Consider the following 15,538-nt stretch of genomic DNA (forward strand, 5'->3'; position numbering starts at 1 on the left):
AAAAAATATTCAGCTAAATTTTAAATTATAAGGTTTTTATTGCATTGCAGATATAAAAAAAACCCGAATTGTTACATTCGGGTTTCCTTCGCACTAATAAACTAAAATTTATAGGTTTACCTCAATCTGTCCACAGATTTTACAAGATCCTCATCCTTTTTGATTGCCTTATTGGCCAAAACCAATAATACGATAGCAGCTACAGGAAGAAACATCCCAATACCTTTCTCCGAAACAGCAGGTGTTTCTCCAGATAGATTTAGTGAACGATATACAAACAATCCTAATAAAATCAAATTTAATATGATATTCAATCTGCCAATAACAAACTGATTTTGTCTTTTTTTATAGGAAACAATACTAAATAAAGTCAACGTAGTACTCAATCCCAATAGTATAGTATACACTTGACTTTGCATAAAATAAAATGCCTTACCGGTATCCATTGTCCATAATGGAATAAAAAACAGTAAAATACCTGTTACTACAAATACGAGTAGTAAATAAATGGTTTGAATTCTTTGTATCATTTGTTAAATATCTACCACAAAAATATATTTTCTTTTTTATAAATACTATTGTATCATTAAATTTTATTCGTAATATTGCATCATAATACCGTAAGCACTTCATACTGCGGTTGATTCATTTTAATGTTTACTACCTATCTTTTACATTATTTTCAAAATTAATTAAACTCCTAGAACATTCATGTTTAATATTTCTGCATTAAAAGAAATGAAGCTTTCTGAGCTTCAAGAAATAGCTAAATCAGCTAAAACCATAAAATTTAACGGTGTAAAAAAAGAGACTTTAATCAGTCAGATTTTAGCGCATCAAGAGGCTAACGTTGATTTAACATTAGAGACAAAAACCAATAGTAATCTGGAAGAGGATAAACCAAAAAGAACCAGAATACTGCCTGTAAAAAAAGTTGCTATTCAAAAAACGATGAAAAATTCATTTTTTGAAACCGAAGAAAATTTGACAGCATCTTCTGTTTCCGTTGAAGACCATTCTGTTGAAATATTGCCAGTTGACAAAGACGACGATTCCTCTTCTGTTCAGGAACTTGAATCCGGAGCTAAAAAAATAGGAAAGGTGATTAAGTTTAATAAGTCAGCGTACGAGAAAAAAATTGCTTTAAAAAAGGATAAAGAAGAAGGCAAAGAAACAGCAAAAGAGACTGATGCAGAAATCACAGCACAGGAGAAAGAAGAAGTTTCAGCTCCGGTTAAAAAAATAAATCCAAACCAATTACACAAACAAAATCCTAATCCAAGTCAAAATGGAAATGGGAATCAAAATCCAAACTTCAAAAACAAAAAAAATAATTTTGCTGCTTCTGATTTTGAATTTGATGGAATTATAGAAAGCGAAGGTGTGCTGGAAATGATGCCGGACGGCTATGGTTTCTTGCGTTCTTCGGATTACAACTATTTAGCGTCGCCGGATGATATTTATTTGTCGACTTCTCAAATCAGATTGTTCGGTCTTAAAACCGGAGATACTGTAAAAGGTGTAGTTCGCCCACCAAAAGAAGGAGAGAAATTTTTTCCATTAGTTCGGGTTTTAAAAATAAATGGACACGATCCTCAAGTGGTTCGCGACAGAGTTTCATTCGAACATTTAACGCCTGTTTTTCCATCAGAAAAATTCAAATTGGCAGAAAAACAAAGTACGATTTCAACACGAATTATCGATCTGTTTTCACCAATAGGAAAAGGACAACGCGGAATGATTGTGGCGCAGCCAAAAACAGGTAAAACCATGTTGTTGAAGGAAATTGCCAATGCTATTGCGGCCAATCATCCTGAAGTATATTTGATTGTTTTATTGATCGATGAACGCCCGGAAGAGGTTACGGATATGCAACGTAGTGTGCGTGGTGAAGTAATTGCTTCTACATTTGACAGAGAACCACAAGAGCATGTTAAAATTGCGAATATCGTTCTTGAGAAAGCAAAAAGATTGGTTGAATGTGGTCACGATGTAGTGATTCTATTGGATTCCATTACACGTTTGGCCAGAGCGTATAATACGGTTCAGCCTGCTTCAGGTAAGGTGTTAAGTGGTGGTGTGGATGCAAATGCATTGCAAAAACCAAAACGTTTCTTTGGAGCTGCCCGTAATGTAGAAAATGGGGGTTCGTTGAGTATCATTGCTACTGCATTGACTGAAACCGGCTCGAAAATGGACGAAGTTATTTTTGAAGAATTTAAAGGTACTGGTAATATGGAATTGCAATTAGATAGAAAAATTGCTAATAAACGTATTTTCCCAGCTATCGATTTGACTTCTTCTAGTACAAGACGTGACGATATGTTATTAGATCAAAAAACATTGCAAAGAATGTGGATCATGAGAAAATACCTTTCGGATATGAACCCAGTAGAGGCGATGGATTTTATCAATGATCGTTTCAAGAAAACCAAGAATAATGAAGAGTTTTTAATCTCAATGAATGATTAGGGATATTAAAAGAGAATAGAATAAACAAAACAGATAACACATAAAAAAATCCTCGATTTATTCGAGGATTTTTTTTTGAATTCTAGAATCTTAAATCTAGATACTATATTATTTCTTTTTGTACTCTTTTTTCTTTCTGTTCTGAGCTTTCTTTACGTTCTAATAAAGCCATATAAAATCCATCAAAACCTGACTCTGAAGCCAATATTTTTTGGTCTTTAATAAAATTGAATTGTTTTCCAATGTCAGTTGTCAGGAAACGAGCAATTTGATCTTGATTTTCGGAGGGTAGTATAGAACAAGTAGCATACACTAATTTTCCACCAGGTTTTACAATTTTAGAATAGCTTTCTAAAACTTCCGATTGTACCTTACGGATGTTGTCGATGAATTCCGGTTTCAATTTCCATTTAGCGTCCGGATTTCTTTTCAGAACGCCTAAACCACTACAGGGTGCGTCAATCAAAACACGGTCTGCTTTTTCGTGTAATTTTTTGATGATTTTTGTAGAGTCAATAATTCGGTATTCAATATTGAAAGCGCCGTCTCTTTTGGCTCTGATTTTTAATTGCTTTAATTTGCTTTCATACAAATCCATAGCAATTAATTGTCCTTTATTTTCCATCAAAGAAGCAATGTGCAACGTTTTTCCACCAGCACCTGCGCAGGTATCCACAATACGCATTCCTGGTTTTACATCAAGAAAAGCAGCCACTAATTGGGAGTTGGCATCCTGAACTTCAAAGAAACCTTGTTTGAAAGCATCAGTCAAGAAAACATTGGCTCTTTCTTTTAAAACCAAAGCATCTGGTTGATTTTTTAACGTTTCTGTTTCAATGTTTAAATCCATTAAAATAGCACGCAGCGCTTCTCTGGTTGTCTTTAGCGTATTTACCCTTAAGATTACTTTAGCAGGCTGGTTTTGAGCTGTAATTTCAGTTGCCCAAACTTTTTCGCCTAGTTCCTTAACTCCTAATTCGTCCATCCAGTCCGGAATAGATTCTTTTAAAGCTCTCACTTTTGAAAGTTCGTCAAAACGCCCTTTTATTTTTCGTTCTGGAGTGCCTTCCAGCTGGCGCCAATCCGGAATAGGATAGCCTCTTAATACAGCCCAAACAGAAAACATTCTCCAAAGATTGTCTCTGTCAAAGGGCTCTTTTACTTCGGCTATTTCTGCGTATAATCTTTTCCAACGCACAATTTCGTAGATGGTTTCGGCAACAAACTTTCTATCAGAACTTCCCCAACGTTTGTCTTTTTTTAAAGATCGGGCAACTACTTTATCCGCATATTCTCCTTCGTTAAAAATGGCGTTCAAAGCGTCTATTGTTGTGTAAACTAAATTTCTGTGTAATCTCATTTTAAATAATTGAGGTGCAAAGGTACTATTAATTGATTGAATGTTATATTTTAAATAATGAATGTTGTTTTTAAATTTTTCGACATAAAAAAACACTGTATTATTACAGTGTTTCTTGGAGGATTAAAAAAACAGAAAGAATTATTTTACTCTTGTCAGTCCAATGTTCTCAGGAGCATGGAGCACCATTGGAAATTGTTCCACTTTTACGGAACTGCTATCCAAACCAAAGGCTCTTTCTTCAGATAAACTTAATTTTTTAATGAAGAAATAGGAGTTCATAATTATTTTTTCGTGCCAACGTAAATCACTGTCATTGGAAAGGAATTTTTCGGATAATACAAATTTGAAATCACCTATGATATTATTTTTATTCAAAGATTCGTAGCGGCTGGTTATATCTACTTCTCCTTTTTGCACCATATCCCGGATTACCTCTCTAAACATCAGATTTATTTTTGTAGGTTCTCTAAAACCAAGATTAAAGTCTACACGATACAAATCATCTTTGACAATTTCAGTTACTTTATATTCGGTTTTATAAGGTTCAGTCAATATATTCACGTGAACAAACCAATAAATATCAGCTCTTTTGGGTCTTTTTTGTAAGATGGAATACATTACTTTTTCTTCGATCTCGTCAATTCTACCGGCATTAGTCATATATACTAAATGTGTTGCGTATTTAGGAATGGATAAATCAGCACTTAACTCCACTAGTACTTTTTTGTAGTCCTCAATTTTAACAATTTTGGTGTAACTTTTGTTAATTTTTTTGGCCAGGTACCAAATAGTCATTATACCTATTAAAGTGATTGCTATAAAAAGCGTTACATAGCCACCTTCAGCAAACTTCGTAACATTAGCTGCGAGGAAACTAAATTCGATTATTAGATAAATAGTAATCAATGGAACTATAAAATATAATTTCACTCTTTTCATTATCAGGTAAAAATTCAGTAAAATAGTGGTCATTATCATACACAAAATGATCGCCAGTCCATAAGCATGCTCCATATTACTGGATTCTTCAAAGTGCAGTACAATTCCAACGCAACCAATAAATAATAACCAGTTTGTAGACGGAATGTATAATTGTCCTTTTAATTCTGTAGGATATTTTATTTTTACTTTTGGCCAAAAATTCAATCGCATTGCTTCATTTATCAATGTAAATGACCCGCTGATTAAGGCTTGTGAGGCAATAACAGCTGCTAGAGTAGCAATTATAATTCCTATAGGCTGAAACCAGTCCGGCATGATGAGATAGAATGGGTTTCCATTTTTTCCTCCTAAAGTTTGTAATGTCTCTCCTTCGTGGCGAATTAAATAGGCGGCTTGTCCAAAATAATTCAACACTAATGCAGTTTTTACGAAAATCCAGCTAATTCGGATGTTTTTTCGTCCGCAATGTCCCATGTCTGAGTATAATGCTTCAGCTCCTGTTGTACACAGAAATACAAAACCTAAAACAAAAAAACCTTCTGGATGGATGGTCAATAAATGATAGGCGTAGTAAGGATTGATTGCTTTTAAAACTTCGGTGTGTTGTGAAATTTGTGCGATTCCAAGTATCGCTAGCATCCCAAACCAAATAAGCATCATTGGAGCAAAAAATTTACCGACTAACTTGGTGCCGAATTGCTGGATAGAAAAAAGTACAAAAAGAATACTTATTACAATTGGAATGGTATTGATTTCTGGATAGTACGTTCTTATTCCTTCAACTGCTGAAGATACGGAGATGGGTGGCGTTATGATTCCGTCAGCTAATAAAGCACTTCCTCCGATTATAGCCGGGACAATCAACCACTGAATTTTTGTTTTTTTGACCAAAGCATATAAAGCAAAAATTCCGCCTTCGCCATGATTATCAGCGCTTAACGTGATTAGTACGTATTTGATTGTGGTTTGCAGTGTAAGGGTCCAAAAAACACACGATATTCCACCTAAGACAATATCCGAATTAATAATGTGGGTGCCAAGTATGGCTTTCATTACATACAATGGTGAAGTTCCTATGTCACCGTAAATTATTCCTAATGAAATTAATAAACCTCCTAATGTCCATTTACTGTGCAGGTCTTTGTGCGATACGCTCATGTGTGATTTTTAAAAAACTTTTCAAATTTACACTTTTAAAATAAATTAGCGCTTTTTATCCGATAAAAAAGAAACACGGTTTAGGGAGCCGTGTTTCTTTTTTTGTATTTAAGATTTTTAGGAGCTTCTATTTTCATTTTTTGAAGAAGAATTGCCTCTTTGAGATTCCGTTCTCTGAGGACCTGATGCTCTTGATGTGTTGCCTCTGTTTTGAGATTCCGCTCTTTGCGGTGCTGCTTGCCTGGAAGGACTTGTTCTGTTTTGAGAATATTCTCTGGACGATTGAGCTCTTTGCGGTGCTGGTTGTCTTGAAGGACTTGTTCTGTTTTGAGAATATTCTCTGGATGATTCAGCTCTTTGCGGTGCTGGTTGTCTTGAAGGACTTGTTCTGTTTTGAGAATATTCTCTGGAAGATTCAGCTCTTTGCGGTGCTGCTTGTCTTGAAGGACTTGTTCTATTTTGAGAATATTCTCTTTGCACTATTGCTCTTCTATTAGAATAACCGGTTTCATTTCTGGATACTCTTCTTTGATCTAATTCATGGCGGTTATTTACAGTACTATTTCTTCTGGAAAAAGACGCATTTGGATGTTGTCTTTCATATCCGTTTGAACGTCTTGAATTGTGTAAAACTACTGCACGATTACTTCTACGGTTATTGACATAGTTATAATTGTTGTTGATATTCAAATTAATGTTTATGTTATTTATGTATCTAAAAACGGGAAATGGATTCCAAGCATAATAATAGGACGGATAATAATTCCAATTCCAAGTGGAATAGTAAGGGCGGTAATTAGTAGACCAGAAGGATGCATAAATTACTGGAGTACTGTAATAAACTGGCTCATAAATGTAATTTTGTCCATACATAAATTCATTACCAACTATTTGTACATGAATTTTATTGTTTCTGTCTTTCTCAACATCAATTGTTGCAACATCTTGGTAGATATCTTCATCAATCACTGACTGAACGATGATTAGATGGGTTCTGTTTTCTACCGTTTCAATAATCCGTAAATAGTCAACTTCATTATCATTATTCAAATCTAAATTTGATATTTGCAGCTCAGGATCATTAAGGCGTCTTTCAAAATCCTGCAGGTCTCTAGAATCACCAAAGATATCAGCAACAGCTCTCAGATCAAGATTATCACTGATTTCGGCATTCACAGCATTTACGTATGTTCTGTTTTGTGCCTGTATTTGTGTTGCGAAAACAGCGGTCAACAGACTCAATAGTAATAGTTTCGTTTTCATAATTAATTGGATTAAGTTTTTCCTTTTTTTCAATATCCAATTACTGTGCCAATATAATTTGGGTGCTATTTGTATTTATATTATTAATTGTAAATTAGCCTTAAAATGTACAAAAATGAAAAATATTTTTTTAGTGCTGTTGGTTTTAAATGGATTTGTATCCTGTAAAACAAGTGTTTATAAGTCGGAAAAGTTACATAACGTTAGTTTTCAGTCCGTTGAAATTGATACCTTATTTCAAGATCAAATAAGTATCAGAGCGATTCAAATTGATAAAAACAAAATCTGGTATGCTGCTGATAAAGGTAGATACGGGTTATATAATTTAGATACCAATCAAAAAATAGAGCACAAAATCACCAAGGATTCTTTGATACTTGATTTTAGGAGTATCGCTCAAACAGCCAATCATATTTTTATTCTCAATGTGGCAAATCCTGCAGTGTTGTATCAAATTTCAAAAGAGGAAAAGGATTCACAAATAGTATATCAGGAAAGCCATGAGAAGGTCTTTTATGATAGTATGCAATTTTGGGACGATACAGAAGGTATTGCTATGGGAGATCCAATCGCTGATTGTCTTAATATTATTACAACGCGCGATGGAGGCCGATCATGGAATAAAATTCCGTGCGATAAATTACCAAAAGTGATGCAAGGCGAAGCTGCTTTTGCGGCAAGCAATACTAATATTGTAATTAAAGGGAATAATACTTGGATTGTTTCTGGTGGAAAAAAAGCAAGGGTTTTTTATTCTCCTGATAAAGGAAAGAGTTGGACCGTTTTTGAAACTCCAATGGCACAAGGAAAGGCAATGACCGGAATTTTTACTGCCGATTTTTATGATGCAAAAATCGGTTTTGTAGCAGGAGGGGATTATGAAGATCAAAACCAGAATTTTTCCAATAAAGCCCGTACTGCGGATGGTGGGAAAACATGGGGGCTTATTGCTGAGAATCAAGGATTTGGGTATGCTTCCTGTGTGCAATATATTCCTGAAAGCAATGGTAAGAAACTCGTTACTGTGGGGACTTCAGGGGTTTATTACTCCTCGGATGGTGGTGAATCATGGCAACAAATAGCAAAGGATAAAAGTCTTAATACGCTCCGGTTCATAGATAAAAAAACGGCTGTTGCTGCAGGGAAAAATAAAATGATTCGGATCAATTTTAAATAACAAAAACATCCTAAGCTCAAGTTTTTACTTGTGTTTAGGATGTTTTATCGAACTAATAAAAAAAGATGTTATTTTTTATGCGCTTTGTTGCGGTATTGTTGCAACAGCTTTCTATTGAAGTCTTCCTCTGCTTTTTTAAGTTTTAAAATTTTTACAGATGGAAATATTTCTCTCAAATTTTGAACAAATTTCTTCCGTAAAAAAAACAATTCTTCTTCGGTTTCTTCTATTTGAACTAAAAATGAATTGGCTTCTTTCTCCGTGATTTGATCTAAAGATCCATCATTCATTCTTCTCATGAAACTTTTCATTTTCTGATGTCTTAATTCAAATTGTTTGTCATCAAACAGGTTGTAAATAGGCCAGAATTTTTCGGCTTCACTAGTGGTCAAGTTTAACTCAGTCGTCAAAAAGGCTACTTTCAAAGCTTTAATTTGTTCTTTTTTCTCTTTCATGTTTTCATGTTGACCATAAAAATTAAAGGAAAGAAGTAGCAACAGTATTGGGAATATTTTTTTATATTTCATTTTTGTTTTATTTATTGTAATCGGTGAACGCGTTTTTTATTCTAAAAGAAGATGCTCCAGATTAGCATTTTCGGATAAATGATCCTCTATAGCTTCATCTTCTAAAACTTCATTATCTGCTTTAATATTATTGATATCTTCGGTTTCTAATTCACTTATTAAATCATAAGGGTTTACACTCGATTGATAGGTTAAATAATTTTCCAGAGTGAGCGTGTCTATTTCGTTAGGGTTGCTTGCTGACGGGCTTAAAACAGGAATCATCAGGGCTATTACTAAAATTGCTGCAACCATTAGAATCCTGTTTTTTCTTTTTTGAAAAATAGAAATTACTTTTGGCTCCTCTATGGGTAATTGCTTCATCATTTTTGCTGAAAAATTTTCAAAATAATGGTCAGGGATCTTAAATCCAGTCTCAATTTTGGGCTCGTTTTCTAATTTAAATGTTTTCATACTATTCATTAGACAGTGGTATTGCAAAAAGGTTTAATTAGTAGATACAAATGCTTCTATTTTTTTTACAGCAAGGTGATAGGAAGCTTTTAATCCTCCAACTGAGGTGCCTAAAATAAGAGATATTTCCTCGTATTTTAGTTCTTCAAAATATTTCATTTTAAAAACTAACTGTTGTTTTTCAGGTAATAAAGCAATTGCTTTTTGTAATTTTAGTTGAATTTCGTTTCCATCAAAAAACACATCAGCTTCGAGATTATCAATAGTTTTACTTTGTAAAATTTCAGACGATACCGTATTGATTTTTGATTTTTGTTTCAAAAAAGTCAATGCTTCATTAGTAGCAATACGATACATCCAAGAGAAGAGTTTACTGTCTCCTTTAAAATTTTTTAAATTTTGAAATATTTTGATAAAAGTATTTTGCAAGATATCATCTGCGTCATCGTGATTTAAAACAATGTTACGAATGTGATTGTATAACGGTCTTTGATACTCTTGTAACAACTGCTGGAACGCTTGATTTTGTGTTTTCGAGTTCAACAAGTTATTTATATATTCCTGTTCGTCTTGCAAATTTTTTATTTATGAATTTAGAATACTCTTTATCAAAAAGGTTTAATTCGGTGGAAAGATAATATTAAAATTCAGATTGTTCTTCTTCCTTTTTTTGTGCAGGTTCCGGTGTTTTTACCGCTGGAGGTTTATTGATTGCTGCTGGAGCAAAGACTTTAGCAGGAATTACTTTTGGTTTTATTGGAAAGTAAATGTCAGTAATCCACTTTGATGGATTTTTTATTTCCGCTTTGCCGATGGTATAGTTCTCTAGGTGTGAAAATTTAGTGTCAATACTTATTTTGTTAGCATTGCTGTACGCTGTTGTTTTATCTAGCGCTTTTTTTATGTGTGAATAATCACCGGTTAAGGTTGTTTTCAAGGCTTCGAAAGGTTCGAGTTTACCGGATAAAATATCACTGCCTGAACTGGTTAAAATTTGATTTTTTATAGGGATACAAAAAGACAATCTACTCAATCCATTTACTGGATCGTAAGTGTGATAAATAATAAAAGGCTTTCCATTCAATTCTATATTGTTTTGTTCACAAAAAAGAATGATTTTTGGAAAAACGATTCGGGCATTTTTAGTGATATTTGAAATTTTGCTTGTAAAAGTTTGGTGCAAATAAAAAGTTGCTAGTTTTTTTACCACACCTTTTACCTTTATTTGATGGGTATTTATCTCGTAAACTAGTGTTTTGTCTAGATTAGCCAAGCTTTTTTCCTGCATGGCACCTATAACTGTATCGATACCGCCGTTTAACGCAGCAGTGATCTTCATAACGAAACTCATTTTCCCGGTGGTTTTCCAGGTGACCTTTGTTCCGCCAACCGTGTCTTTTAAACTCAAGAAAACGGATGATACCCCTCCGTTGTAATTTATTTTTTGAGAAATACTTTCATTTTCTTTTACAAAAACCGTTTGCATATCCCCTTTGACTTCTTTTCCTTCCCAAGTGAAGGAAGCTCCCTTTCCTACAGTGTTTTTAGGATAGGTGATTATAATTTCAGGATCTTCAACGATCCAGGCACCAAAATCCTGCCAATTTTTATAATCATTAACAAAATTAAATACCGTTGATTTAGGAGAATTAATAATATGACTTCTTTGTACAGTGAATTCCCCTTTTTGTGTAGCTACAAAAATGGATAAAGCCACTAAACTAAGCAGCAACAAAAGAAATAAATATTTTATAATCCTCATGATATCTAATTGTATTAATTTTTGTAAAGTTAAAAATTTAATTTACAAGTCGCCAAAAGTGTTAAATAAAAAAACGCGACTTGAATGTTTTAATTAAATAGTTGTTTTACGAAAGGAATACTTTAGGAGAATGATTTCTAGAATAAAATTTATAGGGGACATGTTCAGGTAGCACTATTTGGCACCTTGCACTAATTAGCAATTAGGATTTGTTTTTAAAATAAGAAAAGAACAAATTAAAAAAAGTCCTCTTTTCAGAAGACATTTAAAAAAAACTAACGTTTGAAAAAGACTTTTATCAAAAATAAAATGCCAATAAAAACTCCAAACCCAATTAAAATTTTATAATTTCCTTTATAAAATTTTCGGTGTAACGCTAAATCTTTTCGGTAGGCATAAATCATTGCAATACTGAATGCAACAAAAAAAAAGCCGGCAAAAATGAATTGTCCCTGACTAAACATACTTTATATTATTTTTGACAAATTTAGCTATTTGTTTAATAATAGTTTGCTAATTTGTATTTTCATTTAATAAAATTTAAATTATGCAAAAACAAATTAATGCCGTCAAAGAATTCCATACCGCTTTCAAAATTGGGCATAGCGAAACTCCAATAGCCGGCTTAGCTGAAACCAAACATATCCTTCGTTTCAATTTGATGAAAGAAGAGAATGAAGAATATTTAGAGGCTGTTCAGAATAATGATTTAATAGAAATTGCCGATGCATTAGGCGATATGATGTACATTTTATGCGGAACGATTATTGAGCATGGGCTGCAAGACAAAATAGAAGCCGTTTTTGATGAAATTCAACGTAGTAATATGAGTAAGTTGGGTCAGGATGGGGAGCCTATTTACCGTGAAGATGGTAAGGTCATGAAAGGGCCAAATTATTTCAAGCCTGATTTCTCTATAATAATTGGTAAATAGAGGTAGAAATTTCAGAAATTCTTTGATGATGTGTATGATATAAAAAAGCGATTTTCACACTGAAAATCGCTTTTTTTTAATTTTTAAATCTTTGAATTATACTTTAACAGTCCAGCCAAAAGGATCCGCATCTAATTTATTTTGGATATTTTCTAATTTAGTTTTCAGTTGCAAAGCCATTGTGTTTTCAATTTTTGGTAATTCATGATACACATCCTGATAGGAGAATCCTGAAATGGGACTTACCACAGCAGCTGTTCCTGCACCAAAAATTTCTTTTAAAGTTTCGTTTTTAAATGCCTCAACAAGTTCAGATACTAAAACTGAACGAATTTCTACATTTATACCTTCACTCCTTGCTAAATCAATCAGTGTTTTTCGAGTAACACCATCAAGTATTCTTTCACTTACAGGAGCCGTTAATAATGTGTCATTTATTCTAAAAAACACATTCATCGTACCGGCTTCTTCTAATTTTGTGTGTGTGGCATCATCAGTCCAGATTATTTGTTGAAAGCCTTCTTTATTCGCTAAAGTAGTTGGATAAAATTGGGCTGCATAATTTCCGGCTGCTTTTGCAGCTCCAATTCCACCATTAGCCGCCCTGCTGTAATGCTCCGCAATTATTACTTTTACATCACCTGAATAATAAGAGGAAACAGGCGATAAAATAATCATGAACTTATATTCATTTGATGGGTTTGCAATTACTCCGGTACCTGTTGCAATCATAAAGGGTCTGATATATAAGGCATTTCCTTTTCCTTTTTTTATCCATGCTTCGTCTAATTGCAGCAATTGATTTAAACCATTCAGGAATATATCTTCTGGAACTTCCGGCATAGCCATCCTAACAGCAGAGGTGTTGAAACGGCTGTAGTTTTGATCGGGTCTAAAAAGCCAAACGTCATTGTTCTCATCTTTGTACGCTTTCATACCTTCAAAAATAGCTTGACCATAATGAAAAACTCTTGACGATGGATCTAACAAAAAAGGTGCGTAAGGCTTAATGACTGGTTGTTGCCATTCCCCATTTTTAAAATCACATTCAAATAAATGATCTGAAAAAACAGATCCAAAGCTTAAACTTTTAAAATCAACTTCATTTATTTTTGAAGTGGGTGCTTTAATTATTTCAATTTTGCTAGTTTGAGTTGTACTCATGATAATGTATTGTTTATTTTTATATGTTACTACAATTGGGTATTAAAATCTTGATTATGCAAAAAGAACTTTAATAATTGCAAAATTAAATAAAAATCACTAAAATACTTGACAAAACACCATTAATTATAGCCTTTACGTACGATTTATTTATTTTTGAAAAAACAGAAAAAATCAGCATCAATTTTATGGGATTTGCATAATAAATGTACTTTATTTAGGACAATCATTTTAGTTTTGATTAAATTTGGACTGCTCATATAATTATAAAACTTCAAATAACCTCAAATAATAATTTTGAAAAGAGAAATAATACAAACACTTGATGGTTCCACAACCATACGAATAGAGGAATGGGATGAGTGTTATCATTCTAAACATGGAGCCATTCAGGAAGCGCAACATGTCTTTATTAAAAACGGACTTTCCTTATTTCAAAATAAAGCGGTTTCTATTTTAGAAATTGGTTTTGGTACCGGATTGAATGCTTTTATTACCTTATTAGAAGCAAAAAAAATGAATCAGTCTATCGATTATGTTGGCGTAGAGGCATATCCTATATCTCCTGACGAAGTTTTATGTATGAATTATGTTACAGAGTTGAATGCTGCTCAAGAAAGTGACATTTTTATAGCAATGCATCAAAGTGTCTGGGGAGAGAAAATAGCGCTTAGTAATGATTTTTTGTTGACTAAAAGAAAGCAGTTTTTTGAAGTAATTGACGACAATAACACATTTGATTTGATTTACTTTGATGCTTTTGGTTACAGAGTGCAGCCTGAATTATGGAGTACGGATATTTTTAAAAGAATGCATACAGCACTGAAAAGTAATGGAGTTTTAGTGACTTATGCAGCCAGAGGAGTTGTAAAAAGGAGCATGTTAGAAGTAGGTTTTACGGTTGAAAAATTAGCCGGACCACCAGGAAAAAGAGAAATGTTCAGAGCTACTAAAAAATAAATGTTTGTTAAGTGGCTTATTATCAATAATATATTATATTTTTGATCAAAAGTAGTACGAAAAATAAAAAAACTAAAAACTACGTTAAATAACTATGTTCTAGTTGTAAAAAATGTATTTTTACATCACTTTCAATTAAAATCTAACCTAAAATCTTCATTAATTATGTCGAAAATCATGTATGATTATACTAAATCAGTTTTAGAAAGAGTAAGCTTTGATGTTATGCTTTTTAGCAAAGAATTAGAAAAAGCTATTAAGACATTATTGCCCTATGAAATGGATCAATTACGGGAGTGGTTATTAAATTTCACTATTGGTAAACCGGAACTAAAGCACTGTTTACTAATAGTAAATTCATAGTAAAAAAGGAACCATAAACGGTTCCTTTTTTTATTTTTTTGCGATGGGACTTATTATCTGAACATTTTGAAAAACAATTGCTCCTTTTACAACTCCTGTTATGGTATTTCGAAGTGCATCTATTATTTGAATTTTTAATTCGCTTTTAGGAAAAATCAAACTGACTTCTCTTGCAGGCTTAGGTTCTTTAAAATGACGAAGTTTTAGCTTGTCTTTTTCTTTTAAATCTAAGGTATGCAAATAAGGAAGCAGCGTTGTTCCCAGACCTTCATCAGCTAGTTTTATCAAGGTTTCAAAACTGCCACTTTGTATTTGAAAATGGTTGATTTCATTTTTACCAGTACTCTTGCATAAGTTTAAAATTCCTTCTCTAAAACAATGTCCGTCTTGTAATAATAAAATTTCATCCAAGTTTAAATCTGAAACTTCTATTTCTTCTTTTTGAAAATTATGGTGGTTTTCAGGGATGTACGCAACAAAAGGTTCGAAATACAAGACTATTTCTTTAATTTTTTCTTCCATCAAAGGAGTTGCGGCAATTGCAGCGTCCAGGTGTCCATTATTGAGTTTAATAATAATTTCTTCGGTATTTAACTCTTCAATAATAAGTTTTACTTTTGGATATTTTTTTATAAAATTATTTAGAAACATTGGCAATAAAGTAGGCATGATTGTTGGAATGATGCCTAATCTAAATTCACCGCCTATAAAACCTTTTTGTTGTTCAACAATATCTTGTATTCTATCAGCTTCATTGACTATATTTTTTGCCTGGTTTACAATTTTATACCCGATATCAGTTAGCTGGATTGGTTTTTTGGTACGGTCAAATATTTGAATACTTAATTCTTCTTCTATTTTTTGAATTTGCATACTCAGTGTAGGTTGAGTAACAAAACATTTTTCTGCAGCAAGAGTGAAATTCTTGTGTTCAGCTACTGCAAGTACGTATTTTAATTGAGTAATTGTCATGGTTATAATTATATCTGATACAAATTTA

The 15,538-nt window shown here is 32.9% G+C and carries 16 protein-coding genes; 5 read left to right on the top strand and 11 right to left on the bottom strand.

Annotation, left to right across the window (positions count from 1 at the left end):
- Positions 1 to 116 precede the first annotated feature (116 nt).
- The gene (locus EKL95_RS08275) at positions 117 to 530 is read right to left on the bottom strand and encodes a DUF4293 domain-containing protein (RefSeq protein ID WP_126460610.1); all 414 of its coding nucleotides are present in this window, start codon (positions 528 to 530) and stop codon (positions 117 to 119) included.
- A gap of 181 nt (positions 531 to 711) precedes the next feature.
- On the opposite strand from EKL95_RS08275, the gene rho reads away from it, so the two are divergent.
- A complete protein-coding gene (gene rho, locus EKL95_RS08280; protein WP_126563944.1) occupies positions 712 to 2,472 on the top strand; it encodes a transcription termination factor Rho in 1,761 nt (586 codons plus the stop codon).
- A 103-nt stretch (positions 2,473 to 2,575) separates the two neighbouring features.
- Here rho and EKL95_RS08285 read toward each other — a convergent pair whose 3' ends face one another.
- The 3 genes from EKL95_RS08285 to EKL95_RS08295 form a co-directional block, all read right to left on the bottom strand.
- Entirely contained in the window at positions 2,576 to 3,832 is a 1,257-nt protein-coding gene (locus tag EKL95_RS08285) for an RsmB/NOP family class I SAM-dependent RNA methyltransferase (RefSeq protein ID WP_126455602.1), read from the bottom strand.
- A gap of 141 nt (positions 3,833 to 3,973) precedes the next feature.
- Entirely contained in the window at positions 3,974 to 5,935 is a 1,962-nt protein-coding gene (locus tag EKL95_RS08290) for a KUP/HAK/KT family potassium transporter (protein ID WP_126460620.1), read from the bottom strand.
- A 117-nt stretch (positions 5,936 to 6,052) separates the two neighbouring features.
- Complete coding sequence (locus EKL95_RS08295) at positions 6,053 to 7,198, bottom strand: hypothetical protein (RefSeq protein WP_126460623.1); 1,146 nt, start codon at positions 7,196 to 7,198, stop codon at positions 6,053 to 6,055.
- A gap of 115 nt (positions 7,199 to 7,313) precedes the next feature.
- Between EKL95_RS08295 and EKL95_RS08300 the strand changes: the two genes are divergently transcribed.
- Complete coding sequence (locus EKL95_RS08300; RefSeq protein ID WP_126563945.1) at positions 7,314 to 8,375, top strand: sialidase family protein; 1,062 nt, start codon at positions 7,314 to 7,316, stop codon at positions 8,373 to 8,375.
- 68 nt (positions 8,376 to 8,443) lie between these two features.
- Here the strand turns inward: EKL95_RS08300 and EKL95_RS08305 are convergent, their stop codons facing one another.
- The 5 genes from EKL95_RS08305 to EKL95_RS15160 all read right to left on the bottom strand — a co-directional run bounded on the left by EKL95_RS08305 (position 8,444) and on the right by EKL95_RS15160 (position 11,581).
- Complete coding sequence (locus EKL95_RS08305; protein WP_126460629.1) at positions 8,444 to 8,902, bottom strand: sensor of ECF-type sigma factor; 459 nt, start codon at positions 8,900 to 8,902, stop codon at positions 8,444 to 8,446.
- Positions 8,903 to 8,938: 36 nt separating this feature from the next.
- Positions 8,939 to 9,355: a hypothetical protein gene (locus EKL95_RS08310; protein ID WP_126460632.1), complete on the bottom strand. Its 417-nt coding sequence runs from the start codon at positions 9,353 to 9,355 to the stop codon at positions 8,939 to 8,941.
- Between the two features lie 33 nt (positions 9,356 to 9,388).
- Entirely contained in the window at positions 9,389 to 9,931 is a 543-nt protein-coding gene (locus EKL95_RS08315; RefSeq protein WP_126460635.1) for an RNA polymerase sigma factor, read from the bottom strand.
- 64 nt (positions 9,932 to 9,995) lie between these two features.
- Positions 9,996 to 11,117 carry an SRPBCC family protein gene (locus tag EKL95_RS08320; protein WP_126563946.1) on the bottom strand — a complete coding sequence of 374 codons (1,122 nt, stop codon included), beginning with the start codon at positions 11,115 to 11,117 and terminating at the stop codon, positions 9,996 to 9,998.
- 275 nt (positions 11,118 to 11,392) lie between these two features.
- Positions 11,393 to 11,581 (bottom strand): hypothetical protein, encoded by a 189-nt coding sequence (locus tag EKL95_RS15160; protein ID WP_126460641.1) that lies wholly within the window; start codon positions 11,579 to 11,581, stop codon positions 11,393 to 11,395.
- An 83-nt stretch (positions 11,582 to 11,664) separates the two neighbouring features.
- On the opposite strand from EKL95_RS15160, the gene EKL95_RS08330 reads away from it, so the two are divergent.
- Positions 11,665 to 12,051 (top strand): nucleoside triphosphate pyrophosphohydrolase family protein, encoded by a 387-nt coding sequence (locus EKL95_RS08330; RefSeq protein ID WP_126563947.1) that lies wholly within the window; start codon positions 11,665 to 11,667, stop codon positions 12,049 to 12,051.
- A gap of 96 nt (positions 12,052 to 12,147) precedes the next feature.
- Here the strand turns inward: EKL95_RS08330 and EKL95_RS08335 are convergent, their stop codons facing one another.
- A complete protein-coding gene (locus tag EKL95_RS08335; RefSeq protein ID WP_126563948.1) occupies positions 12,148 to 13,215 on the bottom strand; it encodes a branched-chain amino acid aminotransferase in 1,068 nt (355 codons plus the stop codon).
- 297 nt (positions 13,216 to 13,512) lie between these two features.
- Here EKL95_RS08335 and mnmD point away from each other — a divergent pair, with 297 nt between their 5' ends.
- Positions 13,513 to 14,175 (top strand): tRNA (5-methylaminomethyl-2-thiouridine)(34)-methyltransferase MnmD, encoded by a 663-nt coding sequence (mnmD, locus tag EKL95_RS08340; RefSeq protein ID WP_126460647.1) that lies wholly within the window; start codon positions 13,513 to 13,515, stop codon positions 14,173 to 14,175.
- 165 nt (positions 14,176 to 14,340) lie between these two features.
- Positions 14,341 to 14,538: a hypothetical protein gene (locus EKL95_RS08345; RefSeq protein ID WP_126455626.1), complete on the top strand. Its 198-nt coding sequence runs from the start codon at positions 14,341 to 14,343 to the stop codon at positions 14,536 to 14,538.
- Positions 14,539 to 14,568: 30 nt separating this feature from the next.
- On the opposite strand, the gene EKL95_RS08350 is transcribed toward EKL95_RS08345, so the two are convergent.
- Positions 14,569 to 15,510: a LysR substrate-binding domain-containing protein gene (locus EKL95_RS08350; RefSeq protein WP_126460650.1), complete on the bottom strand. Its 942-nt coding sequence runs from the start codon at positions 15,508 to 15,510 to the stop codon at positions 14,569 to 14,571.
- Positions 15,511 to 15,538 lie beyond the last annotated feature (28 nt).

The sequence above is a fragment of the Flavobacterium sp. LB2P53 genome, assembly GCF_003970305.1.
Taxonomy (GTDB): domain Bacteria; phylum Bacteroidota; class Bacteroidia; order Flavobacteriales; family Flavobacteriaceae; genus Flavobacterium.

Bases quoted from the DNA above. Each gene is read 5' to 3' on its own strand.
- rho (WP_126563944.1), top strand. From the start codon at position 712: ATGTTTAATATTTCTGCATTAAAAGAAATGAAGCTTTCTGAGCTTCAA.
- EKL95_RS08320 (WP_126563946.1), bottom strand. From the start codon at position 11,117: ATGAGGATTATAAAATATTTATTTCTTTTGTTGCTGCTTAGTTTAGTG.
- EKL95_RS08305 (WP_126460629.1), bottom strand. From the start codon at position 8,902: ATGAAATATAAAAAAATATTCCCAATACTGTTGCTACTTCTTTCCTTT.
- EKL95_RS15160 (WP_126460641.1), bottom strand. From the start codon at position 11,581: ATGTTTAGTCAGGGACAATTCATTTTTGCCGGCTTTTTTTTTGTTGCA.
- EKL95_RS08275 (WP_126460610.1), bottom strand. From the start codon at position 530: ATGATACAAAGAATTCAAACCATTTATTTACTACTCGTATTTGTAGTA.
- EKL95_RS08335 (WP_126563948.1), bottom strand. From the start codon at position 13,215: ATGAGTACAACTCAAACTAGCAAAATTGAAATAATTAAAGCACCCACT.
- EKL95_RS08300 (WP_126563945.1), top strand. From the start codon at position 7,314: ATGAAAAATATTTTTTTAGTGCTGTTGGTTTTAAATGGATTTGTATCC.
- EKL95_RS08350 (WP_126460650.1), bottom strand. From the start codon at position 15,510: ATGACAATTACTCAATTAAAATACGTACTTGCAGTAGCTGAACACAAG.
- EKL95_RS08330 (WP_126563947.1), top strand. From the start codon at position 11,665: ATGCAAAAACAAATTAATGCCGTCAAAGAATTCCATACCGCTTTCAAA.
- EKL95_RS08345 (WP_126455626.1), top strand. From the start codon at position 14,341: ATGTCGAAAATCATGTATGATTATACTAAATCAGTTTTAGAAAGAGTA.
- EKL95_RS08295 (WP_126460623.1), bottom strand. From the start codon at position 7,198: ATGAAAACGAAACTATTACTATTGAGTCTGTTGACCGCTGTTTTCGCA.
- EKL95_RS08290 (WP_126460620.1), bottom strand. From the start codon at position 5,935: ATGAGCGTATCGCACAAAGACCTGCACAGTAAATGGACATTAGGAGGT.
- EKL95_RS08310 (WP_126460632.1), bottom strand. From the start codon at position 9,355: ATGAAAACATTTAAATTAGAAAACGAGCCCAAAATTGAGACTGGATTT.
- EKL95_RS08285 (WP_126455602.1), bottom strand. From the start codon at position 3,832: ATGAGATTACACAGAAATTTAGTTTACACAACAATAGACGCTTTGAAC.